This is a genomic window from Cohaesibacter sp. CAU 1516 (assembly GCF_005771485.1).
Classification (GTDB): Bacteria; Pseudomonadota; Alphaproteobacteria; order Rhizobiales; family Cohaesibacteraceae; genus Cohaesibacter; species Cohaesibacter intestini.
In genome coordinates this window covers 708996-734830 of sequence record NZ_VANT01000001.1, presented here as the reverse complement: position 1 = coordinate 734830, position 25835 = coordinate 708996, and the positions used below count along the sequence as shown (strand labels likewise).

The following is a 25835-nucleotide window of genomic DNA, read 5'->3' as shown; positions in this document are numbered from 1 at the left end:
CGCTCCGAGCATTCGGGGCGCCTTTTTGTTTGGATCGCAAGAAGCGGTGCGACAGACTAGCGGATGATCAGCAGGCTGCAGGGGGCATAGCGACAAATCTGCGCCGTCACAGGTCCGGTTACCCCAGCCAACGCATCGGGCTTTGAGGCATTGAGCACCAGATAGGCGCATTTCAGCTTCTCAGCCAGCAACAGGATCTGTTGATGCACTCCACCCTTGAGCACATGCTGAACGACTGTATCGCTATCAAGCCCGGCTTCTTTGACCAAATATTTCAGATCCTCTTTGACATGCTTGATCGTGTCCTTGATCACTTCTTCCATCAAATAGGGCTGGACATAGGTGTGAAAGCCATAAGCCAGCACGAAGCAGACATGCAGCTCGGCCCCCTTCAGGCGGGCCATCTCGTCGCCTTCCTTGAGCGCCTTGATGGCGCAATCACGATGCTCCAGATCAATCGCGACCAGAATGGTCCCTGCCATAGTGCCCTCCTATTTCAAAATCTCTGGCAGCCAGAGCGCCAGATCAGGGAACATCACCAGCAACACGACAAACAGGCACATCACGCAGAAGCTCGGGATCGAGGCCTTGGCGATGAAACCGATATCATGCCCGGTCATGCCTTGCAGCACGAACAGATTGAAGCCAATCGGCGGGGTGATCTGGGCCATCTCGACCACGATCATCAAATAGACCCCGAACCACAACATATCAAAGCCCGCCGCCCGCACCATCGGCTCGATCACCGCCATCGTCAGCACGATGGAGGAAATGCCATCAAGGAAGCAGCCAAGCAGAATGTAAAACAAAGTCAGGATGATGATCAGCGACAGAGGCGAAGGCTGCCATGCGGCGATGCCCTCAGCCAGCGCTTTCGGGATGCCCGTAAAGCCCATGGCAAGGGACAGAAAGCCCGACCCCATCAGAATGAACATGATCATCGTCGTCGTCCGCACCGAGCCCAACACAGACTCGCGGAACGTCTTTATCGACAAGGTCCGCTGAAACGCCGCCAGAATGAGCGATCCCAACACCCCAAGGGCTGCGGCTTCGGTTGCGGTAGCGATCCCCCCATAGATCGACCCAATCACAGACAGGATCAGCGCGATCACCGGCAACAGGCCGAGGAAAGCATCCATTTTTTCAGACCAGCTGGTCGACGGATCTTGCTTAACCAGCGAGGGATTGCGCAGACCCCAAAAGGCAATATAGCCCATGAACATCAAGGCCAGAGCCACGCCCGGGATCATTGCCGCCATGAACAGACGCGCAATGCTCTCATTGACCGTCACGCCATAAATGATCATTGAGATGGAAGGCGGGATCAACAGACCCAGCGTGCCAGCCCCGGCCAGCGAGCCGACGATCTGGGTTTCCGGATAGCCACGCTTGCGCAGCTCCGGGATCGCCATTTTACCGACGGTGGCAACGGTCGCAGCCGACGAGCCGGAAATGGCCGCAAAAATCGCCGAGGCCCCGACATTCACATGCAGCAGCCCACCGGGCAGACGCCGCATGAAGGGGGCAATGCCGCGAAACAGGGTTTCCGACAGGTTGGTGCGGAACAGAATTTCCCCCATCCAGATGAACAAAGGCAAGGCTGTCAATGTCCAGGAGGACTGCTCCCCCCAGATGGTCAGCGCCATTGCGTCCCCAATCGGGGCCGAGGTGAACAGAAACATGCCCAGTATGGCGGTGATCAGAAGAGACGCCCCCACCCAGACAGAAGTTCCCAGCAGGAAAAACAGGGCAAACAGGAAGATGGCAATGGAAAGCGCTTCGGTCATACCTCTTGCGGCCCTCCATCAGCCACCCGTTCCGGGTCGATTTCGCGATAGTTGAACAGGGCGATCATCAAGACATGAATGGTGGAAATAGCGAACAGGATCGAGCCGATCACCACAGGGGTCTGCGGGATCCACAACAGGATCGCATCCGCGCCCTCGCTACGCTCCCCATATTCATACGAATCCAGCATCAGACGAACCATGTAATAGGCGAGAAAACAGGCGACCGAGGCAATGACGAAATGCGCCCACAATTCAAAGCCACGCCGAGCGGCCCCGAAAAAGCGCTGGGTCATCAGGGTGACGCGAATATGCCCCTCACTTCGGAAGGTATAGGCCAGCGCCATAAAGGTGCTTGTCGCCATGACATAGCCCGCAACGTCGGACGCACCGCCCGCAAACAGGCCGATCTGTCTGGCAAGGATGCTATAGAGCACCAGACCGCACAGCAGAACGAGCAACAACCCGGCGCCCCATGCACCGATAAGATAGATCCGGTCCAGAAACCGGCTGATCTGAGCCATGATGGAAATCCTGAATTAAGACTGATTTCAGCAAGCCAAGGGCGACTGCAAAGCAAAACGGGAGAGCCAATAGGCCCTCCCATCCATTGTCTTACATGCCTTCATAGGCTTTCAGGATAGCCGCACCGGACTCCCCGGCCCGCTCAAGCCACTGGGCTTTCAACTCACTGCCCGCTTTTTCAAACGCCTTCATCATGTCTGGGCTTGCAGGGGCAACCATCATGCCTTTTTCCTTGAACTGTTCGATATACCAGCTGTCCAGCTCTTCGGATTTGGTCCAGCATTTGGCCTCGGCAGTGGCCGCCGCTTCCTTGACCGCGGCTTTGACGCTATCATCCAGACGCGCCCATGCCTTGCCATTGACGATGACCATGTTGCGCGGCAACCATGCTTTCACATCATAATAATATTTCACATGCTCCCAGAGCTTGCGGTCATAGCCGGTGGCGCCGGACGAAATCATCGACTGCGCAACACCGGTCGCAAAGGCCTGACTCAGTTCAGCCGCTTCAATTTTGGTTGGAGCCATGCCCAGACTCTCGGCAATTTTCGAGGTGGTGGCATTATAGGCACGGAACTTCAGGCCCTCCACATCCGCAGGAACCTTGGCTTCCTTGATGGAATAAAAACCCTGTGGTGGCCATGGGCAAGAATAGAGAAACTCGATACGTGCTTTGGCGAGAGTCTCGACCAGAGCCGGTTTGGAGGCCTCGTAGAGCTTTTTGGAATCAGCAAAAGAGGTCGCAAGGAATGGGATCGAGTCAATCTCATAGAGCGGATTCTCATTGCCCAAAGCCGAAATCAGACGCTCGCCAATCGGCACAAGACCCTTGCGGACGGCACCGAAAATCTCGGAGCCACCAAACAGGGCACCTGATGGATGGGTGGTAATTTCCAGCGCGCCACCGGTTTTCTCAGCCACATCTTTGGCAAACTCAGCAGCAGCCTCGGAATGGAAATTGGTCGCCGAATAAGCCAGTGCCATATCCCATTTTTCCGCTTGGGCAGACGCCCCCATCAGTGCAGTGCAAGCAACAGAAGCAAGAAGAAGTTTGACTTTCATGAAAATGTTCCCCTGATTATTGGAAGGTTATGATTGATGGTGATTATTGTTTTCTTGGACGAATGAACCGCTCTGGACGAAACGGTTCGGATTGCAGTTTATGCTCCCGACCTTCTATCTGGTCGGCTAGGATTCTGGCCGTTCCCGGACCGGTATTGACGCCAATATGCTGGTGGCCAAAGGCAAAATACAAGTCCTTTTGACCGGGAGCTGCCCCGATCACCGGTCGGCAATCGGGCATAGTGGGTCGGCATCCCATCCATGGCTCGTCAAGCTGCCGTTCGCCGAGCGTCACCGCCTGTCTGGCCGAGGCCTCGGCCAGCTCCAGTTGCGCAAAGTTCTTCTCGGCATCAATGTCTGCCAACTCAACGCCGGTGCAAAGCCGCAAGCCGCCGCGCATCGGTGCCAACACATAGCCCGCAGAGACATCATAGATCGGACGGCTCAGCTCTGTCACCTCGTCGGTCCCCTCACCACGCCCGGAACCGGAATAATGCATGTGATAGCCGCGCTCATAGCCCATCGGCACTTGGAAACCAAAGCGCGCCAAAAAGTCCTTCGACCATGGCCCCAGCGCGATCACCAGCTTGTCCGCGGAAAAGTGTTCTCCATCGCTCGCTTTGACGTGCCAACGATCGGCACTCTGTTCGATGGCTGCCAGATTGGCCTTTGCAAGGGTCCCGTCGCGCGTCACAAACAATTTGGCATAGGCCTGCACCAGAGCCGAAGGGTCGCGGATCGAGCGGGTATCGCGGATCCACACCCCTTGCTCGAAAATCGGCTTCAGACCCGGCTCCATCGCCGCGATATCACCCTTCTCCAGCATCTGCATATCAAGGCCAAAGCGCTGATAGGTTTGGCGCAGAAAGGCCGCATTGTTGAAATCCTTCATGCTGCGATAGAGGAACAACCAGCCATCATCTTGCACCAAATGCTGAGCCTCAGCCTCTTTGATCAGACGGGCATGCTCACTTCGGGACAATTCAATCAGATCAAACAAAGCCTTGGCTGTCCGCTCAAACGCCGAGGGTCGGGCATGCAACAAAAAGCGGATCGCCCAGCCGGTATTCTTGAGCATAAAGCCAAGTTTGTAGCGCATCGACGCAGATTGATTGAGCATCAATTTGGGCAATTGCTGCCACAGCATGGGGTTGTTGATCGGAACCAGTGAGGTTCGGGTGATGATGCCCGCATTGCCGTGCGAAGTCTCTAGCCCCGGCTCGCGCCGATCCAGCAGCGTGACCTTCATGCCCCGGCGCTGCAACTCCAACGCGATGGATGTGCCGACCATGCCGGCGCCACAAACAAGAACAGATTCTGTCATCACCGATGCTCCTTGACCAGAACAGTCGCAGGTTTGTGACAAAAACCCAAGATGCAATTTGTGGCGATTTGCCCAAAATTCCGTCAAAACTCCGCACTTACTATCGCTTTGCGGCAATTTGCCGGAACGACCTGCCAAGAGCCTAGGTAGTTCTCGCTAGAGATCTCCTATCAATTCCGAAACCGATGTCTGAGCGATTTTAGACTGGGGTCCGATCCGCCAGACAGGCAGGCTGTTGCATTTTCGTTGAAACAATCAAGCCAACATCATTATGTTATTGGTTGACGCGACAGAAAGCAGACCAAAGAAATGACCGACCCGACCCACACCACTGCGCCCTTTCTGGGAATCCTCATGCTCGATACCCGGTTCGAGCGCCCCTTGGGGGATGCAGGCAATCCGGCATCCTATCCCTTCCCGGCCCGACTGGCGATTGTTAAGGGCGCAGGAAGCCTTGAAATCGTCAGAGACGGCAAACCATCCGACGCCCATATTGAGGCATTCATTCAGACAGCCCGTCAGTTGGAGGCCGAAGGTGCAGCCGCCCTCACCTCAACCTGTGGCTTCCTGATCACCATACAGGACGAACTTGCCCGCGCCGTTACGATCCCCGTGCTTTTATCGGCTCTATGCTCCTATGCACGGATCAAGCGGCATCACCCTTCAGGGCGCATCGGCATTCTGACCGCCTCCAAAACGGCCCTCGGCGACACCGCCCTGTTGGCCGCAGGCATTAACAAGGATGACGTTGTGATTGAGGGGCTGGAACAATGCCAAGCATTCGCCAATGCGATTCTGCGTCCCAAAAGCCAACAGACGGGGCCCATCGACCGGCCTGCGATCGAACAAGAACTGATCGCCAAGGCACGCGGCATGATGGTCAAGCATCATGATCTTCAGGCCTTTTTGCTCGAATGCGGCAACCTGCCGCCCTACCAGCAGGCATTGCATCAGGCCACGGGCCTTCCGGTCTACTCGTTGCTGGACGCCGTCACCTGTCCAAGCTTTGCAGCTGGCTTGTTACGCCCAAAATAGAACACCCTTTTGTCAACCTCAACAATTCACGACCAACAAAGAAACCGAAATCAAAGCAGTCATCCATGTATATAAATACAAAACACGTCAATTAAGTTTTATACCACAGTGAATTAATCTCCGTTTAATCAAATCAATTAGAATTTTCATCAATATCCAAGTAAAGCACGAATTCTTCATTCTTAGCAGGCATAGTCGCGGTCAGATTTTGAAGCGCATTGGGGGCGTTTTGGCATGACCTGCTTAAGAGAAAGAAGTCTATTTGTTTCTGCCACACTTATGATGGTCTTGCTTGCAACGGGGACAACGCAAGCAGAAACACAAGAAACCAGAACCACGATCAACATCGCCAGCACTTTTCCGCGCGACATTCCAATTGCAGGAACCGTCAATACAGGCCTGTCAAAAAAGATCGATCGCCTGTCAGGCGGCACCTTTTCTGTTGCCTTTCACGAACCCAACGAGCTGGCGCCCGCCAAGGAAGTGATCTCTGCGGTGTCTGAGGGCAAGATTGATGGTGCCTGGTCCGGTGCAGGCTGGTTCTCCTCCAAGGACAGCGCCTTCAACTTTTTCTCCAGTGTCCCTTTTGGTCCCAGCATCAGCGAATATCTCGCCTGGCTTTATGAGGGGGGCGGTCTCGACCTCTCCCGTCAGATGTTTCACAAATACAACGTGCACAATGTGCCTTGTGGCATGATTTCCCCTGAAGCAGCAGGATGGTTTCCCAAGGAAATCCGCAATGTTGAGGACCTGTCAGGCCTTCGTATGCGGATTTTCGGGCTTGGCGCAATGGTCATGCAAAAGCTGGGTGTCGAAACTGTGCAACTGACATCCACCGACCTGATGACCGCGTTTGAATCGGGAGAAGTCGACGCTGCCGAATATTCTGCCCCGGCAATCGACCAACCACTCGGCTTTTCCAAATATGCCAAATTTTACTATTTTCCCGGCTGGCAGCAGCAGGCCACCCTGTTCATGCTGTTCATCAACAAGACCAGATGGGATGCCCTGCCAGATCAGCATAAGGCGATGATCGAAATCACCTGCGGTGATGTCATGCGCGGCATGATCGCCAAGAGTGAAGCGGTCCAATGGCGGGCAATGAACCAGTTGCGTATGGATGGTGTCATCTTCAAACGCTGGGAGCCGGAATTGCTTGTTGCCTTTGAAGATGCCTGGCTGGAAGTGGCCGCAGAGCAATCTGCCAACACTCCGAATTTTAAACGGGTCTATGACTCCTACATCGAATTTCGCAAAAATTATGCAATGTGGCGCCGGTTCAGCTTCCTGCAATAGGCCCCAAATGGCGCGCCCACATCGAATTACGACACGCTTTCATAAGGAGCGTCAGTTTGAAAATGAAAATTCATTCCATTGGTTCACGGCTCTTTCTGGCATTCGCTCTTGCGCTCGCCGTGGTGTTTTGTGGCGGCGTTTTCACATTCATGGAATTGAGAAAAACTGAACAGATCGCGCAGCTGGTAACCACCTCCATCGTACCAAAACGTCAGATATGGAACGACATCAAGGCGCTCAGCAATCAGCATTTTGTCCTGTCCAAACAACAACTGCAAACCAATGATTTCCGGGAGTTGGCGCGGATCAAGACTGCGATCAAGGAGACCGAACTCAGCCTGTTTGTGGAACAAGTTTCCCTGAGTAGCTTGGGCCTGACCAACAGGGAGAGCGACGATTACGATGCGTTTCAAAATCACATGCAAACCTATCTGATGGAAGCGGCGACCGCGCTCAACAAGTTGAATTCCGGGCAGTATAAAATCGCCTATTCCCGGTTTGACAAAACCGCAAAGACTTCGCTGAAACGGGCCCTCGCCAAGATCGAGTCGTCGATTGAGACCATCAACCGCGAACATGCGCAGGCCAACTTGGCCCATCGCGATTCCATCAACCAGTCCAAGCGCATGATGGTGATCAGTTTCATCCTCCTGCTCCTCACATTGATTGCCTTGCTGCGCTGGATTACCATCCGGATCAGCAATCCGCTGTTGAATCTGAGTTCGACATTGCGACGCCTCACGGAAGGCAACTATTTGACCCGCATTCCCGACTTTCCGGACAGAAAGGACGAAATCGGCGTCATCACCAATGCAACAAAAGCCTATCAGGAGGTTGCCCAGCGGCGGCTTGAATTGTCAAAAGTTGTCGAACGCGAAGCCAAGCGCCTCGATGCGGTGCTTTCCAACATGCCTGTCGGCCTGTGCATTTTTGATCAGAATTTCAGGATCATTCTGAAAAACCAGTCATTCAACGAGCTCTATGAGCTTGATCAGGCGGATGACCAAGCAAACCAGAAATACTGCGAACTGATCGGAGCAAAGATTCGGAAAAATCTCGATGGCGCCAGCGAGGAGATGTCCTGTCATGATCTCATCACCAAGGTGCGGTCCAACCAGTCGTTTGCCCACACCTGGCGCCTCGACAATGGTCGAGCGATTTCTGTGACCATCCAGAAAACCTCTGAAGGCTGGGTCTCGATCCACAAGGACATCACGGAGCGCCTGAATGCAGAGGCGAAGGTTCTGCATATGGCCCATCACGATTCCCTAACCGGCCTTTTCAATCGCAACCTATTTGCAGATACGCTGGAAAACGTCATCAGACGGGCCAAAGACGGTGAAGCCGCTTCCGTTATGGTGCTGGATCTCGACCGCTTCAAATCCATCAATGACACCCTCGGCCACAAGGCAGGCGATGAACTGCTGCAACAGGTCGCCATACGTTTGCAGAAAGTTTGCTCGCCGGGCGATCTGGTCTTCCGACTGGGCGGCGATGAGTTTGCCATCATCCACCACTCAAATGGCATTCATGCAAGCTCCAGGACGCTGGCAGAAGCCATTCTGGCAATTCTCGAAGAGAACTTCATTCTGGAAGGACAAACTGTCTCTGCCGCAGCCAGCATCGGCATAGCCATTGCGCCTGACCATTGTGAAACCACCGACGGCATCTACAAGGCGGCCGACATCGCGCTCTATCATGCCAAAAATATGGGCCGAAAGTGCTTTGCGATGTTCACCACCAAACTGGAAGAAGACATCCGGGCGAAAGAGTCGCTGGAAAAATACATGCTGGAAGCCTTCAACAAGTCTGAATTCCAGATGCAGTATCAACCGATCATCGACACAGATTCCGGCGAAGTGCGCTCCTTTGAAGCCTTGATGCGCTGGAACCCGATGGATGACACCGCGGTTTCCCCTGCCCTGTTCATTCCGTTGGCAGAAGAAAATGGCTTCATCAACACCCTTGGAGAATGGGCATTGGAAGAAGCGCTCAAAACAGCAGCCAACTGGCCAGACGACATCCGGGTAGCGGTCAATTTGTCGCCGATTCAGCTGAATGACGAGACGCTTTATGACACCGTCAGCAACCTGCTGAACAAGTATCAGGTGGAGCCGCAGCGTCTGGAGCTTGAAATCACTGAAACGGTTCTACTCGACGACAACGCAGCCAACATCAAGCTGCTCAAACGTCTGCATGATCTGGGAGTCCGTATTGCCCTTGATGACTTTGGTACCGGCTACTCCTCGCTGAGCTATTTGCGGATGTTCCCGTTCGACAAGATCAAGGTCGACCGTTCCTTTATCAAAGCCATGGGGAATGATGACAACTCTCTGGCCATTGTCCGGGCGATTGTCGGTCTGAGCCGTGAATTGGGCATTGACTGCACCGCAGAAGGGGTTGAGGACAAAAAGCGATTGAAAGCAATCGAGAGCGAAGGCTTCAGCGAAGTGCAGGGATTTGTCTTCAGCAAGGCCATGCACGCAGATGCCTTGATGGACTTTCTGGAAATGACCGAATATCGAGGCCGCATAGCCAGTTAACGCCAAACCGCCGAGCCCCCTTTTCGAGAATTCGAAACGGGGAGCCTTCTGCTTGACTTCGCCGACATGGGCACAGAGGCACTGGGGCAATGGACACAGGGGCGATGGACACAGGGGCGCTGGGGCTCACGACCTCGCTAATATCATTGGCAATCGAAGGTATCTCAAACACCATCTCACTGGTGTGACTGACCAGCTCTGCAGCTTCCTGCACGGCATTGGCGGCCAACGCAATATCACCAATCCGGCGAAAGAGGATTATCGCAGCCTCTCCCCCCAGCAGATTGATACACCGGACTATTTTCCAACTGGGCCTCACGCAGCCCATCATAAAAAGCGGCCCGACAGGAGACAAATCCTGTCGGGCCGCTTTTGCAAGATACGATCACATGCTTCTAGGACATGAAGGATGAATCAGGCCGCAATCGCTTCGCTGACGCAATTGCTCGCCGGTTGGTAGGACGCGACGGTAAAACGAATGCTGGTCTTGGCGCCCGGCATGGTCACAACCGAAATTTCCCCGCCATGATCCTCGACAATCTTTTTGCAGACGGCGAGCCCAATGCCTGTGCCTTGATATTCATCATCGTTATGAAGACGCGCAAACATCTCGAACACCTTGTTGTAATATCGCGGTTCAATGCCGATCCCATGATCGCTCACCAGAATTTCGACCATTCCATTGTGAAGCTCTGATGCAGAGATCCGGATCTTCGCCTTGTTGCTACCGGCAAACTTGACCGCATTGTCGATCAGATTGGAAAAGACTGTTTCGATCATATGTGTGTCCGCATAGATCTCGAGTTGCTCATCGATATCAAACGACACATGCGCGGATTTCAGTTCGTTTTCTTTCATGTCCAGCAGACTCTGCACCATCACATTGAGGCGGATTGGAAAGTGACTGAAATTCGGATTGCCATACTTGGTGTAGTTCTGGAAGGAATCGATCATGTTCCGCATCCGACTCGACGACCTTTGGAGTCGCGTCATGACATCCCTCGTTTCCGTCTCATTCATATCGGCGTCCAGATCGTCTCGTAAGAGTTCAACAAACCCTTCGATCCGTTTGAGCGGCGCTCTGAGATCATGGGCGACAATCGAAGAAAACCGCATCAGATCCTCATTCTTTGCCTGCAGCTTCCGACAAGCCTTCTCAAAGCCTTCACGCAACAGCTCTTCTGTCTCCGCGGAGGCTTGAGCCCGGTCCTTTTCGACCAGCAAGCGATGCGACATGCGACGGGCCGTGATCAATGCACGATGCTGTTCATTGCCCAGCGACCGCGTGACCAGATAAAGAAGCAGTGAAATCAGCATACCGATCACGCCAAACAGAAGCGGCAGGAAGCGTTCAGCTCTCGTCACGAAGGCCTGTGTGGCAGCAAAGGTCAGTGTCCACTGTTTGCCACCCATCTCGACCTGTCTGACGATGGTATCCAATCCTGACATTTCCACCTTGTCGGCGGTTGCCTGATCGCTGCCATAAATCCGATGGGACAGGCCATCAGAGCTGCGATCAAAAACCTCGAAATCAATCCCCTCTGCGGTGACCACGCCAAGTCCATCGAAGAAATCCAGCCCATCAATCGGGCTAAAGACAAAACCCTGAAGCTTCTGACGCCGCGCAGCCAATCCGTCCGCTGCGGTGCCCCTCTGGTAAACTGGCACAAACATAGTGAAACGGTTCCGACGGCCTGCCATGCTGCTGGTCTCGGCATTGCCAATGGCAAGCTTGCCACTGTCGCGCGCCCGAGCCATTGCCTCGCGGTAAGCCAGATTTGACCAGAGGTCAGACCCGACAGCAACCGCATCACCATCGGTGAAGGATGTAGCAAATCGTGTTGTGGTGAATTTTTGTGACAGGTTTACGGACTGTCCGGCTTTCTCAGCAAGCTTGTCACCCACTTCCCGGTCCACCGATTGGCCCGACGTCTGGCCAGCCAGAGCGCGTCCGGCCTCACTCGAACCAATCAGCCCGGCATAGCCATAACCCTCAACCCCTTTTTGCAGGTGGCTCGGGCTAAGCCCGTCAACAAATTGCAGCCAAACGTCACCGGTCATCGGGACCTGGCTTCGCAGCAAACCGGCTCCCGCCCAAAGTTTGGTTTCCTGGGCGTGCATTTTCATTTTGACAGCCAATTCAATATTGGCAGCATGCATCGCAAAGCGACGTTCAACGGCGGTCCAAAGCCACTGATGAAAGAACACACACGACGCGATGGTCGTTGCCATGGAGATCGCGAAAACGCCAAGCGCCACGCGACCGCCAGTTATCTTCTTTTGCCTGAGCTGTCTTAAACGATACATGGGCCTTGCCACCTCTGATCACGCGACGCAAGAAATCAGCTCATCAATTGCGTTTTTACTTTCGGCAGATTCTTGATTGCCGCGAAGAATTCCTCTGAAGTGAATGGTTTGACGATATAACCATCGCTGCCGACGTCAAACGACTCGAAGATATCGGACGGGTCGTCCGAAGCAGAGAACATCAACACAGGCACTTGACCATAGTCCGGGTGCGCCCTGATCTTCTGCAAGGCTTCGAAACCGTTGATCTTAGGCATATTGACATCCATCAGGATCAGGAAGGTTCTCTTTTCGATCCCCAGCTCGATCAACTCGTCAAGCGCTTCGAAAATTCGCTCGGGTTTCCGCTCGGAAACAAACCGGTTGACAATGCCCTCTTTGCGCAGCTTGCGCCGCGTCAGAAAAATCTCGTCAACATTATCATCCACCATGATTAACGTGGTTTCCGACACCTTTCGTGCTTCTGTTTGAACTGTCATGCCTAGCTCCATGAAATATTTATAGACGCAAACTTTCTTCAGCATCCATAATCAAGGAGAAAAATTTAATTTAGTCTAATAAACAAGCCTTTTGATTTTATATTTTCATTATCCTTACTTACTTTAATATTGAATAAAATTGTACAATTTTTGCCATTATAGAAAAATAGTATGATTTATAGCCACAATAACGCAATAATAAAAACAGTGAAATAAGAATGAGATTCATTACGACGGAAATGCGCATAACAAAATGCAAATCCGACTTGGTCTCAACTTTAATCTTCACAGAATATTACAGATTATCTATCCGGACAAAGCAATCTTCTGTTCGAACTGAACTATTTCCTGCGTCTCACTCACATCCGGCAGGACATTGTGCGCTGCCTGCAGCAGCGAGAAGGAGAAAGTCGACCCTTTGCCCTTTACTGACTGACACCAGATCTTGCCCCGATGCCGATCCAGAATCCGTCTACAGGTCGCCAGTCCCAGGCCGGTTCCGGCATACTCATCATCGCTATGCGCCCGATGAAATGGCTTGAAGATGGACACCAAATCCTCCTCATCCAAGCCGATGCCGTTATCCCTTATGTCGATCTGCCAAAAGTCGCCTTTCTGATGAGCATCAATATGGATCTGCGGTTTGTCTGCCTTGCAATATTTGATCGAATTGCCGATCAGATTTTGCAGCAACTGAACGATCTGTGGCGGGTCCGCGAGCACGGTTGGCAAAGGTGCATGGGTGATGTCTGCCCGACTTTCCTCAATGTCGAAATGCAGATTGTTAAGGGCATCCTGAAGCAGGTCTGCCAGACATGCCGATTGCAGAGGCCGGTCCGTATTGGAAGACTTGTTGTAAATCCGCAAGGTATCAATCAGTTCCGAGGCGCGTCGTGCCGACCGTTCGATGCGATCAGAAAACTCCTTCACCTCATCGTGACACTCTTCCTCTATTGCCTCCTGAATCAACTCATTCATCCCGCGAATGACATTGATCGGAGCTTTCAAATCATGCGCCAGCACGTTGGCGAAGGTTGCAAGATCGGCTTGATGATCATCGATTTTTCGCAACAACGCGACCCGCTCGACCGTATTGAGAATCACCCGCTGCAGCGCTGAACCGGTCAGATCGTTTTTCGAAAGATACTCCTGAGCGCCCCCCTTGATGGAGTCCGCTGCGATTTTCTCATTGCCTTGTCCGGTCAACATCACCACTGGCAGATGACTCTCGTGGACCTGCAACTCTTCCAACAGTTCCAGACCATTCCGTCCGGGCAGACTGAAGTCGAGCAAGATACAGTCGACACTAACAGACTGGCATTGGGCAATTGCCTCTCTGGCAGAGGCAACTTCAAAATAGCGATAGCGCGTGTCCCCACCCTGCTTCGTCAATAGACGCTTATATAAGTCGCGATCGTCTTCGCTATCATCGACAATCATCACGTTGAGTCGATTAGTCATTTTTGTCCACCCTCGGGAGCGCCGAAACCTCCAGCCAGAATTTCTTGATGCTCGCTATTGTGTTGACAAAGCCCTCCAATTCGATCGGCTTTGTGACATAGGAGTTTGCTCCCTTCTCGTAACAATCCCTGACATCCAGATAATTGTTCGACGTTGTCAGCACGACCACCGGAATGGACTTGAGATCTTCGTCAGACTTGATGATTTGCAAAATCTCCCGACCATCCATGCCTGGCATGTTGAGATCCAGCAGGATCAGCCCCGGCAGGATCTCCAGATCGTCCTCCTCGCCCACGGCCCCATATTTCAGAAAATCGAGTGCTTCGCGACCGGAAGAACAGCGCAGTATCGGATGTTTCACACTGCCTGTCCGCAGGAAGGCCCTTGAAGTTGCTTCAAAATCATCGTCGCTATCCTCGACAATCAGAACGGGCTGTACGGCACTATGCGCAATCATGCTGCCTCTCTTTCTGCGCAAGTCTTGGGGTCTGAGGAAGCGGACAAGGTGAAGAAGAATGTTGTACCCTTGCCCAACTCCGACTGAAGCCAAATCGATCCGCCATGCTGATGGATAATTTTTTCAACGAAGGTCAAACCAGCACCGGTTCCGTCGCTGAAGTCGTTTGAACTTTCCAATCGCTTGAACAGCTTGAAGACGGAATTGTGATAGGTCTCATCAATGCCGACGCCATTGTCACGCACGGAAAATATGCCTGTCTGCGGATCATAGCCGACGTCAACCAGCTTCTGATCCTTGTCATTATACTTTGCAGCATTGACAATCAGGTTGCGGAAGACCTCGGTGACGCGCACCTTGTCACACACCACTGTCGGCAGGTCGGATGAAATGGTCAGCTTGACATGGTCAGCCTCGAATCCATCCCGTGAAGTCATCTCGATATCAGCAAGAACTGCCGCCAGATCTGTCGGCTCGGTAACGGCATCCTGTTGTCCCAATCGTGAAAAATGAAGCAGGTCAGCCACGAGCCTCTCCATCCGTTTGGTCAGAAACTGCAGTCTGTCCAGCCGTTTCTTGCCATCACAGTCCAGCACGTCATCGTAATCCTCAAGAAGGAAGCTGGAATGATTGTGAATTGCCCTCAAGGGCTCTCGGAGATCATGAGCCGCAATATGCGCAAAGCTGTCAAGCTCCTGATTGGACCTGACCAGGCGAGCAATCAGGTCTTCGCGCTCTTCTTCCTGCCGCTTGCGTTCGGTGATGTCCCGCACCACAACAGTCAGCAGAAATCGCTCGGTGATATCAACACGCCGCATCGTCAACATGGCCGGAAAGGTTCGGCCACTCGCATGCAAACCGATCACCTCATATTCCGCATGTTCCTTTGAACCAGTCCAGAAACGATCCTCGCGCAACTCAACAAAACTGATTGGTTCTCCATCTTGGCTGAGGAGGATCTCTTCGGCACGCTTGCCAATCAACGTGTCCCGACTATAGCCAAATGTCGGCTCAGCGGCCCGGTTGGAGCCAATCACCACTTGTTCATCGTCGAAAGTGAGGATCGCATCCGCAACATTTTCCAGAACCGTAGCAGCTTTTGCCCGACTTTCATTAAGATCCAGCGCCATCCGCCTGGAAGCACGCGCCAGCGCACCGATTTCATCACGCATATAAACGGGCAGATCAGAGCCGAAATGCGACGCATCTTCACTTTGAAGCGCCATTGCAATTGCTTGCAGTGCCCGCGACATGCGCCGTGCCAGCGGCAGGGTTAGCAACGAGATCAATGCCACCAGAAAGAATGAGAAAAACAGGAACGACCGCAACGAGGCGATCACGGGAGCAAGCGCTTGTGCACGGCTGGTTGTCTGGGCGACTCCGACAAACACGTCAGGATTGCCGGGATTGACATTCAATTTGACAAAGTAACTAAGCGCATCCTCACTTTTGAAGCTGCCTTCGTCGCTTTCATAACCCTTGAAGTGGGCAACAAGCTCACTCGGCAAATAGCTTTGGTCTTCATGAAACTCAAACGAACCAAATTTGCTTAACGCGTCAATTTTCAAATAGTCGCCGTGATTGTTAATGGCATAGGCCACACGGGATGGCGTGCTGTTCTGGAGACCAAGCTGCATCAGTTTTTCATAATTCACATTGATCACAATCAGCCCGAACATCTGGCCGTCATCATCAAAGACCGGCACGATAGTCCGCAACGTCGGCGTCATGAGCGCATCAACCTTGCCATGCTCGCGATTATAGGTGACGTCAGAGAAATAGGTCTGTCCAGCTTGAAGACGAAGGCTTTCCTGAAAGTAGCGTTCGCCTTCCTTTTGTTGCAAATTCTGCTGGGTGACGACGTCGATACCATCATTGGTCTGATCCACACGCACCAGCTCACGCCCGCCGTCAGCGACGCCGATATAGCGCAATTGGGTATAGTGGCTTCTCGCTCTCAACAATGAGATGAAAATGGTTTCAAGGCGGCCACGCCAATGGGCGGTGGTGGATCCGTCCTTGGGGTCGACATCATTGTTACGAGTTGAAGCAATCAGCCCGGGAATGGGAGGCAGCTGGGAGATGATAAAAGCTTCATTTTGCAACTCTTTATAGATACCAGCAAACTTCTGCGCGACAATTCTGGTTTCTTCACGCAGGTTTCGGATTTCCGAATCCAGCACGATCTTGCGAGTGTAATTGTAGTAAAAAACACAAAGTAAAACGGCAAAAACCATCGCACTGGCACCAACAAAGATCGTCGTCTTTGTCGCCAGTGAAGGAGATGAAGAAAATTGTCGCCTCACCCCCGATATGAGCGAAATCGAATGCATTATGAGCCCCACTTAAAACCGGCATGCCCGATGAGTCAGGCGCCGTTACGCAAGTGCCTTCACGGGGCGAACCAAAACCCTCCAGCACCAACGTTATTATAGTATAACAACTTGTCGGGTTAATTTTGCGTGTAACAATCCTGCTTTGTCCTGCAACCTTTTCTTATCAATGCAGTATCGCCGTGCGAACCGCAAAGACTTCAATGAAGGCAAGCATAAAAATGCGATATAATTCAATCAGATACACGAATAGAGAATTATAGCGTCAACCAAGAAAGACAAAATGCAACCAGCAATATGCCCTGTCTTTCGATGATTATTTTCAGGGGAAACAGGCAAATCCCTTAGCTCATGGACCAGTTTTTCTGCCAACAACATGATTTCTTGGCAAGGGCCCACCGGTCCGCCCCCGCAGAATGGACCTGTCGATTTCGGCTCCAAGCATTTCTGATTGCTTCGCAGCTTCATCGATCGCCAAGAGAGCCTGACTGAATGCACAGCCAGTAACGTGCGGGGCCGGTTGACCGCGTTGCAAGTGGACCTAAGGCCTGATCAGAACAGCCCGCTCAAGCATGAAAGCCTCGGCATCGATCATGTGATCTCGCATAATCGAGCGGGCCTGCTCCTGATCACCAACTTTCAAAGCCCGTAACAATCGGACCTGATAGTTGATCCCCTGCTCGCGCAACCGCCAAGGTGTCGGCTCGGAATAGATCGCCCGACACTCCGTCTTGTCGGTCAGCAGGCTGAGAAGAAACCGGCAGACAAAACCGAGTAAAGAATTAGGAGAAGCTTTGGCAAGCTCCTTATGAAAATCCAGCTCGGCCAGCCGCTGTTTATATTCTTCATCCGCCGACTTTGGATCATCCTCATACAAATTGATCAGAGCCTGCAGGCGGCCAAACTGCTCGGCCGACAGACGACCGGCAACACTCGCCGCCAGCTCTGGCTCAAGCGTCTTGCGCAAGGCATAGATGTCTGCAATGGACGGTGGCTCGAACAGAAACAGATTGTCAAGAAACCGGATCGCATGATCCGTTTCGATCGCCGAGACAAAAACACCGCCCCCCGGACCGGTTTTTGTCGTGATCAGTCCCTGGAACTCAAGCAGCTTGAGCGCTTCCCTCGTGGTTCCTCGTGAAGCCCCCATCTGCTCCGGATCCACCCAGGCCGTGGGAACCCGATCGCTAACCTGAAGTCCCGACGTAACGATACGCTCACGAATCTGATCGGCGATCAGGTCGGGTCTTTTGCGCTTTTTCGAACCTGCCGAGACTGCATTGCTTGTTTCATGTTCTTCCTGAATCGACATGTCAACCTGCCAAAAATGGATGCAAGCATGCACTTCGATGGGTCTCTTCAGCCTTGTTATCATCAAGAATGGGGCGCACCGATTTGCACTGGTCGGATCTTCTGTCACATCTTGCATAGAATGCGCAACCCACCGGAGGGTGAAAAGGGTCTGGTAGTTCGGTGTTGGCGTCTTCCGAGATCAAGACCTTGCGCCCCGGAGCCGGAGCGGATTGCAACAACAGACGCGTATAGGGATGCCGTGGATTGCGGAAGACATCTTCCGTGCGACCGATTTCAACAAGAGATCCGAAATACATCACCATGACCCGATCACAAATGCTCTCAACGACCGACAGATCATGACTGATGAAGAGATAGGTCAGACCGAACTGGCGCTTGAGGTCATCCAGAATGTTGAGCACCTGCGCCTGCACGGACACGTCGAGCGCCGAAACCGGTTCATCCAGAACGATCAGCTCGGGATCGGCTGCCAGCGCACGGGCAATGCCGATCCGCTGGGCCTGTCCGCCTGAAAATTCGTGCGGATAGCGATCAAGAAATTCCGGGGCCAGATTAACCGCCTGCAGCAATTCCTCCAGACGCGCCTGCCGCATGGATCGATCCAAATCCCGCAACTGGATGAGCGGAGCTTCGAGAATCTGTCTGATGGTCTTTCTGGGATTGAGCGAGGCAACAGGATCCTGAAACACATACTGGATTTTCTGTGCCAGGCGTTTGTGGTCTTTCTTTGCCATGCCAGCAAGATCGGTTCCGGCGAAGGTAATGGTGCCACTGGTCGGCACATCGAGCCCGACGATCATCCGCGCCAACGTGGACTTGCCGCACCCGGATTCCCCGACAATGCCCAGCGTTTCCCCATCCGACACTTTGATATCAATCCCCTGGACGGCATGCACGGCGGGTTTCGGCTTGCCCAGAAGGCTCTTGCCACCACCGAACCGGCGCTCGACCTTGTCCAGATGCAACAGGGCTTCAGACATCGTTGCCTCCTTGGTTCATGGGATAGAGGCACCGCACGGCGCGGCCTGTTGCCAATGTCTTGAGAGCAATGTCTCCATGCCGACACGCATCCTGAACAGCCGGGCACCGATCCGCAAAGGCGCATCCGTCGGGAAGATTGTTCACAAGAGGCGGTCGTCCCTCGATGGCATCAAGGCGACGATCCGGCTGCCCCAGCACGGGCACGCAGGCAATCAGCTTGGCCGTGTAAGGATGGGCTGGCGCGTCGAGTATAGTCTTGGTCGGACCGGTTTCGACGATCTTGCCTGCATACATCACGGCAATACGGTCACAGATCGTTGAAACAACACCGAAATCGTGGGTGATGAAGAGAATGCCAACGTCACGCTCCTTGCGCAAGGCATCAAGCAGCGCCAGAATCTGGGCCTGCACGGTCACATCAAGGGCCGTTGTCGGCTCATCTGCAATGATCAGCTTGACCTCATTGGCCAGCGCCATGGCGATGCAAACCCGTTGACGCATCCCCCCCGACAGCTCGTGCGGGAAGGCATTCAATCGCTTGGCGGGATTGGGAATGCGAACAAGGGACAACAAATCCTCGGCCTTGGCCACCGCCTGCCTCTCATCCAGAGGCTGATGCGCCCTGATCGCCTCGACCAGCTGATCACCAACAGTGAAGAGCGGATGCAGGGTGGACAGGGGATCCTGAAACACATGACTGACCGCGGAGCCGCGCAACTGGCGGATTTCCTCATCGCTTTTGGACAGCAGATCCTCCCCTTCCAGAAGGGCGATCCCGTCCGTGATCCGCCCCGGAGGTGTCGGCACAAGTCCCATGACCGACATCGCCGTGACCGACTTACCCGAACCGGATTCCCCGACCAGCCCAAGACACTCGCCCTGCCGAACGGCCAGATCCACGCCACCGACCGCCTTGAAGATCTCACTGCCGATCTGGAACTCCGTCTTCAGCCCCTTGATATCAAGCGTGTCCTCAGCCGCGCTCTCAAAGCCAGAAGCCGCTTGGCGGGTGATCGCGGTGCGCATGACCGGACGGGTCAGAGCGCCGGACTTGAGACGCGGATCAAGGATGTCCCGCAACCCGTCCCCTAGCAGGTTGATGCTCATGACGACCACAAAGATCATCACGCCGGGAATGATCGACACATGCGGCGCCGTGAACAGGATCTTGCGCCCCTCGCCCAACATCGACCCCAAGTCGGCCTGTGGTGGTTGCGCACCAAGCCCCAAAAACGACAGCCCCGCCGTCTCGAGGATCATCCAACCGATTGTCGTCGACATGGTGATGATGATGACCGGCAAGACGTTGGGCAAGACTTCGCCGAACAGGATCCCCGCATGGGATTTCCCCGACAGGCGGGCTGCATCGACAAATTCCCGGCGGGACAGTCCCACCGTGATGCCGCGAATGTTGCGGGCAAAGAAGGGAATGTTGACAATGGCGATGGCATAGAGCGCATTCAGCAACCCCGGTCCGAGTGCGGCAACAATGGCAAGGGCGAGCAGGATATAGGGAAAGGCCATGATCATATCGATGCCGCGCATCATGATATTGTCGACACGCCCACCTGCATAACCGGCAACCAAACCAATCAGCGAGCCGACAAAGGCAGCGATGCAGGTCGCTGACACGCCAACAGCCAGACTGACACGGCTGCCCCAGATGAGGCGGGAGAGAATATCACGACCAAGCGCATCGGTTCCCAACCAGTGTCCTTCGGTCAGGATCGGCAACAGACGATCAGCCGGAGCTGTCGCATCGGGATTGGCCAGAGGCAGGATCGGGGCCGCAAGGCTGATCAGCACCACCAGCACCAGAATGCAAAGGCCGATCGATGCCAGCACATTGTTGCGCAACAGCTTGAATGCTGTTGGTCGTCCACCTTGGCGCTTGCTTGCTGCAGGCGCCTTGGAATTTGTTGCAGTCTCAGTCATCAGCGCAACCTCGGATCAAGCATGGACTGGATGACATCAACGACCAGATTGAACAGAACATAGGCCGTGGCAACCACCAACACCCCGCCCTGCACCAGCAACAAATCGCGCGTGGAAATGGCCTTGACCAGCATCGATCCGATGCCGGGCCATTGGAAAACGGTTTCGATATAGACGGCACCACCGAGCACGAAACCGGCCTGAATGCCGATCACGGGAATGACGCTGACCAACGCGGCCTTGAAGGCATGACGATAGATCACCCGTCTCTCAGAGATGCCTTTGGCCCGTGCAGTCCGGATATAGTCCTGCCGCAACACTTCCAGCATCGAGGTGCGGGTGAGACGGGCAATCACCCCGGTTGCCACCACCGCCAGCGTGAAGGCGGGCATCGCCAGATGGTGCATCAAATCGGCAAAATCCCCACCGCCATAGATCGCAAACATGCCGCTGGGCGGGAAAATCCGCCACTGCACGGCAAAAACGAAAATCAACAGAAGACCAAGCCAGAAGGACGGCATGGAAATACCGATCAGCACCGCAAAGGTCAGCACTTTGTCCGCCCATCCATATTGCCGGACCGCCGACACGATGCCCGCCAGCAACCCCAGCACCGAGCACAGAAGCAGTGCGGGGCCAGCAAGGATCAGGGTGGCGGAGAAACGCTCGAGCACCTCGTCAATGACCGGTCGATTGAGCGTGTAGGACCGTCCAAAGTCGCCCTGTAGCATGTTGCCCAGCCAGATCAGATATTGCTGAACCATCGGCTTGTCCAGCCCGAGATCCTGATTGAGCTTGGCGACATTCTCCGGCGTCGCAAACGACCCCAGAATGGCAAGGGCGGGATCACCGGGAATCATGGCCATGATCGCAAACACAATTACGGACAAGCCCAATATGACCGGAATGGCGGCAAGCAGCCGCTTGAAAATATATCCACCCATCGGCTGTCCTCCGTCACCAAGGCTGTCAAACATTCCGGTCGCTTTGGCAACCCTGCTCAAAGCGGCCGGAAAGATTTTGTAAGAAGCAGCCAGTCATGCGGGTGACTGGCTGCTGGAGCGTTGCCTCAAGGCTTGGAAACCTTGTGCAACATCAGGAAGAAGGATGGCTGCAGCTTGAAGTCTTTCACGGCGGCGCTCATCACGGCATTCTGCTTCCAGTTGGCCACAAAGACCCAAGGGGCATCTTCATAGACAATCTGCTGCATGTCCTTATACAGCTTGGCGCGTTCGGCCTGATCGGTCGACTGACGGGCCTTCTCCAGAAGCTCATCCACCTTCGGGTTGGAATAGTAACCGGAGTTGAACCCACCCTTATCAGGCCAGGCTTCGGTGCGTAGGGCAAGGAAAGGCAGCGTGTCCGGATCGTTGGTCATCCATGCCATCTCGGCCATGTCTGCCTTGCCTTCAAGGCCGGGATTGACCTTGCCAAGGAAGGTGTTCCACTCATAGGTCTCGATCTTGACCTTCATGCCAACCGCTTCGAGATCGGCCTGAATGGCGGTTCCCATGGCGGTGGGATCAAGCATACCGGACCCACCTTCGGTGACATAGAAGGTCAGCTCCTTGCCGTCATAGCCGGCTTCCTTGAGCATCGCCTTGGCTTTCTCAGGGTCATATGGATAAGGAGACAGACTTTCATCATAGGCCCAGGCAAAGGCAGGCGGTGTCGGCCCGGCCGCCACTTCGGCCGTCCCCTGCAGGATATTCTCGACAAGGGCGGTCTTGTTGATGGCATAGTTGGCTGCCTGACGGATTTCCTTGGTCGCAAATGGTCCTTCCTTGGCATTGAGGATCAGGAACCAGAGATGCGGACCGGCCTGCTCCTGAACGGCAAAGCGGGCGTCGTCGCGGAACTGGGTCAGATTGTCAGGTGGGACCTCGACCATCACATCGAGGCCACCGGCGAGCATTTCGGCCACACGGGTGTTGGCGTCCGTGATCGGGCGGAAGACCACGGCTTCAAGCGCCGGGGCACCATCCCAATAGTCGGCATTCTTCTCCAACACCACCTTGGCATTGGATTCCCATTCCGCAAATTTATAGGCACCGGTGCCAGCTGGATTGCGACCGACATCCTTGCCATGATCCATCACCGCTTTGGGAGAAATGATCAGGCCCGTCGGATAGGCCAGATTGGACAGGAAGGGCGCATAAGGGGCATTGAGATCGAACTTGACCGTCATCGCATCGACAACAGTGACCTCTTCAACCGCCGAGAAGAAGAAGGACAGCGGGAATGGACCGGTATCGTGATAGGGATGATCGTCCTTGAGCATCCTGTCAAAATTGAACTTGACCGCTTCGGCATCGAAGCTCGACCCGTCATGGAACTTGACCCCTTCGCGCAGCTTGAATGTGTAGCTCTTGCCATCATCAGAAATGGTCCAACTGGTTGCCAGAGATGGCTCCACTTCCAGTGTGCCGTCTTTGTAGCGGACCAACCCGTCATACATGTTCATCAAGATGCGAAAATCATTCACCGCCGTGTCCGCAGCAGGGTCCAAGGACTTCGGTTCGGCAATTTGTCCAACAATCAAAACATTGGGGGGCGTTTGGCTGTTGCCAGGTGAGGCAAATAATAATGAGGCCGCCGCCAGCGCGGCGGTTAGCAACCGTTTCATAGCATTCTCCCTCTCTATCGATCCTGATATTTAATCCTTATAATTGCATCTTTTTCAAGCATTGATTATGATAAATTGATATATGACATGTAATTGCTTATTATTTATGCATAAATTTGGCCTTTGCGTAAATCGCACTCAGGAAGGGAATAAGGAATGACCAACCATCGCGTTCACATAAGGTCCGAACGGTTGAAAAGTCTGCTGGGTGCGATCAACCAATTTGGGTTCAACGCCACAACCGGTGGATACAACCGCCCCGGTTTTTCCCATGCTGACAAACAGGTTCGGGACTGGTTTGCAACCCAGCTCACCAAGGATGGCTTGATGGTCACACAGGATGCGGCGGGCAATGTGTTTGGTCGACTGGGGCCGATTGATGCCCCTTGCATCATGGTTGGCTCGCACCTCGACACCGTGCCTGAAGGAGGAGCGTTTGACGGAGCACTCGGTGTTGCCATCGGTCTGGAATGCATCCGTTCCATCAAAGAAAAGGGCATCGCATTGCGTCACCCCATCGTTGTCGCGGCAACGTCAGACGAGGAAGGCCGGTTCGGCGGCATGCTTGGCTCACAGACGATCAGCGGCCAGCTCGCCCAGGGATGGGCCGAGGAAGCGGAAGATGCCGATGGTATCAAACTGACAGATGCCATGCGTCATCAGGGATATGATCCGGACGCCCTGCAGCTGTCCGCTTGGCCGTTCGGCAGTATCAAGGCCTTTCTGGAGCTTCATGTCGAACAAGGTCCGATGCTCGAAACTGCCACCCAGTCGATTGGGATCGTCGAAGGCGTTTCAGGGGTTCTGGTCTTGTCGATTGATCTGGACGGTGTCGCCAATCACTCGGGCACCACCCCCATGGAACTGCGATCCGATGCCTTTGCCGGACTGGCCCAGATAGCGGCAGGCATACCCGACATGATCCGCGAGATCGGCACCGATCAATCCCGCATCACCATCGGCAAGGTCGCAATCGAACCAAACTTCCCCCACACCATTCCCGGCCATGCCAGCTTCACCGTCATCATTCGCGATCTGTCGTCCGACGTGATGGGCTTGCTGCGCGCAAAGCTAACGGAGAATGTTGCCAAAGTCTGCGAGCAACATCGCCTGACCCATCGGATCGAGGAACGCAGCTACATTGCACCAACCCTGCTTGATCCGGCCCTTCGCACCACCTTTCTCACTGAGGCCAAAGCCCTCGGCCTTGAGCATCAGATCATGCCCTCGGGCGCCGGTCACGACGCCCAGACGATGCAGGCCTTCTGTCCATCGGGCCTGATCTTTGTGCCCAGCAAGGACGGCATCAGTCACGCGCCGGAAGAATGGACCGATTGGCCAGACATTGAAAAAGGCGCCCAATTGATGCTCAACACGATCCTGCAACTCGCCACCTGACCGGAGCTGCCCCATGTGCCAAGCCTGCCACTACACCATTCACGCGGCCCAGCATCATTTTGGCTGGGACAATCAAATCCCACCGGTCGCGCATGTCACTCCGGGTTCGCGGGTCCATCTGGCCTGTCAGGATGCGTCCGCGGGTCAGTTGCGCGCAACAAGTGGCCTTGATGATCTGATCGCAATGGATCCGACCAAAGCCAATCCGGTCACAGGCCCCCTCTATATCGAGGGCGCGGAACCGGGTGATATTCTCAAGGTGACTCTGGAAGACTTCACGCCTTCCGGTTTTGGCTGGACCGCAAACATTCCCGGTTTCGGATTGCTTGCCGATCAGTTTCCAAATCCAGCGCTTCATATCTGGTCCTATGATGCCAAAGGGCTAACACCTGCCCTCTTTGGCCCACATGCAAAAGTCCCGCTCAAGCCCTTTGCAGGCACAGTGGGCAATGCGCCCGCTGAACCGGGTTGCCATTCGGTCATTCCACCGCGTCGGATCGGGGGCAATCTTGACATTCGCGACCTTGCCAAAGGCTCGGAACTCTTCCTTCCGGTCGAGGTTGCCGGTGCGCTTTTCTCCATCGGCGACACCCATGCCGCACAAGGCGATGGCGAAGTGTGCGGCACCGCCATTGAAAGCCCGATGAATGTCACCTTGCGCCTTGATCTAATCAAACAGAGCCCACTTGCCATGCCGCGCTTCAGGACGACAGGCCCGGTAACCAATCACCTCGATACCAAGGGTTATGAGGTGACGACCGGCGTGGGTCCTGACTTGATGGCCGGGGCACGGGATGCGGTTGCAGGCATGATCGATCTTCTTTGTGCTGAGCATGGTCTGGCCGCTATCGACGCCTATTTGCTGGCCTCGGTCTGTGGTGATCTGCGAATATCCGAAATCGTCGACGCACCCAACTGGGTCGTATCCTTCTACTTTCCGCGCTGCGTCTTCGAATAGCGGGGCTTCCCAAC

20 protein-coding genes are annotated in these 25835 nt (G+C 54.2%); 5 read left to right on the top strand and 15 right to left on the bottom strand.

Translation table 11 applies throughout. The features are described from left to right. Window positions 1-56: 56 nt before the first annotated feature. The 5 genes from FDK21_RS03355 to FDK21_RS03335 form a co-directional block, all read right to left on the bottom strand. The gene (locus tag FDK21_RS03355; protein WP_138147505.1) at window positions 57-482 is read right to left on the bottom strand and encodes a universal stress protein; all 426 of its coding nucleotides are present in this window, start codon (window positions 480-482) and stop codon (window positions 57-59) included. Between the two features lie 9 nt (window positions 483-491). Continuing rightward, a complete protein-coding gene (locus FDK21_RS03350; protein ID WP_138147504.1) occupies window positions 492-1787 on the bottom strand; it encodes a TRAP transporter large permease subunit in 1296 nt (431 codons plus the stop codon). Next, window positions 1784-2311, bottom strand: a complete 528-nt coding sequence (locus FDK21_RS03345; RefSeq protein ID WP_138147503.1) for a TRAP transporter small permease — start codon at window positions 2309-2311, stop codon at window positions 1784-1786. Before FDK21_RS03345 ends, FDK21_RS03350 begins: the two co-directional genes overlap by 4 nt. A gap of 91 nt (window positions 2312-2402) precedes the next feature. Beyond that, complete coding sequence (locus FDK21_RS03340) at window positions 2403-3374, bottom strand: TRAP transporter substrate-binding protein (RefSeq protein WP_114009182.1); 972 nt, start codon at window positions 3372-3374, stop codon at window positions 2403-2405. 43 nt (window positions 3375-3417) lie between these two features. Then, the gene (locus FDK21_RS03335; protein ID WP_138147502.1) at window positions 3418-4698 is read right to left on the bottom strand and encodes an FAD-binding oxidoreductase; all 1281 of its coding nucleotides are present in this window, start codon (window positions 4696-4698) and stop codon (window positions 3418-3420) included. 309 nt (window positions 4699-5007) lie between these two features. On the opposite strand from FDK21_RS03335, the gene FDK21_RS03330 reads away from it, so the two are divergent. From FDK21_RS03330 to FDK21_RS03320, 3 genes are all read left to right on the top strand, one after another. Beyond that, window positions 5008-5733 (top strand): aspartate/glutamate racemase family protein, encoded by a 726-nt coding sequence (locus FDK21_RS03330; protein WP_138147501.1) that lies wholly within the window; start codon window positions 5008-5010, stop codon window positions 5731-5733. 279 nt (window positions 5734-6012) lie between these two features. After that, window positions 6013-7029 carry a TRAP transporter substrate-binding protein gene (locus FDK21_RS03325; RefSeq protein ID WP_171021932.1) on the top strand — a complete coding sequence of 339 codons (1017 nt, stop codon included), beginning with the start codon at window positions 6013-6015 and terminating at the stop codon, window positions 7027-7029. 62 nt (window positions 7030-7091) lie between these two features. Beyond that, window positions 7092-9572, top strand: coding sequence for an EAL domain-containing protein (locus FDK21_RS03320; RefSeq protein WP_138147499.1), 2481 nt, complete (start codon window positions 7092-7094; stop codon window positions 9570-9572). 414 nt (window positions 9573-9986) lie between these two features. On the opposite strand, the gene FDK21_RS03315 is transcribed toward FDK21_RS03320, so the two are convergent. The 10 genes from FDK21_RS03315 to FDK21_RS03270 all read right to left on the bottom strand — a co-directional run bounded on the left by FDK21_RS03315 (window position 9987) and on the right by FDK21_RS03270 (window position 23465). Further along, a complete protein-coding gene (locus FDK21_RS03315; RefSeq protein WP_171021931.1) occupies window positions 9987-11633 on the bottom strand; it encodes an ATP-binding protein in 1647 nt (548 codons plus the stop codon). 281 nt (window positions 11634-11914) lie between these two features. Beyond that, complete coding sequence (locus FDK21_RS03310; RefSeq protein ID WP_157967616.1) at window positions 11915-12358, bottom strand: response regulator; 444 nt, start codon at window positions 12356-12358, stop codon at window positions 11915-11917. Window positions 12359-12664: 306 nt separating this feature from the next. Then, window positions 12665-13819 (bottom strand): hybrid sensor histidine kinase/response regulator, encoded by a 1155-nt coding sequence (locus FDK21_RS03305; protein WP_138147498.1) that lies wholly within the window; start codon window positions 13817-13819, stop codon window positions 12665-12667. Then, complete coding sequence (locus FDK21_RS03300; RefSeq protein WP_114009190.1) at window positions 13812-14276, bottom strand: response regulator; 465 nt, start codon at window positions 14274-14276, stop codon at window positions 13812-13814. The genes FDK21_RS03305 and FDK21_RS03300 overlap by 8 nt, the downstream gene beginning before the upstream one ends. Next, window positions 14273-16513, bottom strand: coding sequence for an ATP-binding protein (locus FDK21_RS03295; RefSeq protein ID WP_171021930.1), 2241 nt, complete (start codon window positions 16511-16513; stop codon window positions 14273-14275). Before FDK21_RS03295 ends, FDK21_RS03300 begins: the two co-directional genes overlap by 4 nt. Window positions 16514-17150: 637 nt before the next feature. After that, the gene (locus FDK21_RS03290; RefSeq protein WP_138147496.1) at window positions 17151-17921 is read right to left on the bottom strand and encodes an FCD domain-containing protein; all 771 of its coding nucleotides are present in this window, start codon (window positions 17919-17921) and stop codon (window positions 17151-17153) included. A gap of 1 nt (window position 17922) precedes the next feature. Beyond that, a complete protein-coding gene (locus tag FDK21_RS03285) occupies window positions 17923-18903 on the bottom strand; it encodes an oligopeptide/dipeptide ABC transporter ATP-binding protein (RefSeq protein ID WP_138147495.1) in 981 nt (326 codons plus the stop codon). Then, window positions 18896-20839, bottom strand: coding sequence for a dipeptide/oligopeptide/nickel ABC transporter permease/ATP-binding protein (locus tag FDK21_RS03280; protein WP_138147494.1), 1944 nt, complete (start codon window positions 20837-20839; stop codon window positions 18896-18898). The genes FDK21_RS03285 and FDK21_RS03280 overlap by 8 nt, the downstream gene beginning before the upstream one ends. Next, on the bottom strand, window positions 20839-21783 hold the full coding sequence (locus FDK21_RS03275; RefSeq protein WP_138147493.1) for an ABC transporter permease: 945 nt from the start codon (window positions 21781-21783) through the stop codon (window positions 20839-20841). Before FDK21_RS03275 ends, FDK21_RS03280 begins: the two co-directional genes overlap by 1 nt. Before the next feature lie 125 nt (window positions 21784-21908). Beyond that, window positions 21909-23465 (bottom strand): ABC transporter substrate-binding protein, encoded by a 1557-nt coding sequence (locus tag FDK21_RS03270; protein ID WP_138147492.1) that lies wholly within the window; start codon window positions 23463-23465, stop codon window positions 21909-21911. A gap of 156 nt (window positions 23466-23621) precedes the next feature. Between FDK21_RS03270 and FDK21_RS03265 the strand changes: the two genes are divergently transcribed. Next, window positions 23622-24863 carry a Zn-dependent hydrolase gene (locus FDK21_RS03265; protein WP_138147491.1) on the top strand — a complete coding sequence of 414 codons (1242 nt, stop codon included), beginning with the start codon at window positions 23622-23624 and terminating at the stop codon, window positions 24861-24863. A gap of 13 nt (window positions 24864-24876) precedes the next feature. Beyond that, the gene (locus tag FDK21_RS03260) at window positions 24877-25821 is read left to right on the top strand and encodes an acetamidase/formamidase family protein (protein ID WP_138147490.1); all 945 of its coding nucleotides are present in this window, start codon (window positions 24877-24879) and stop codon (window positions 25819-25821) included. The last annotated feature ends 14 nt before the right edge of the window (window positions 25822-25835 follow it).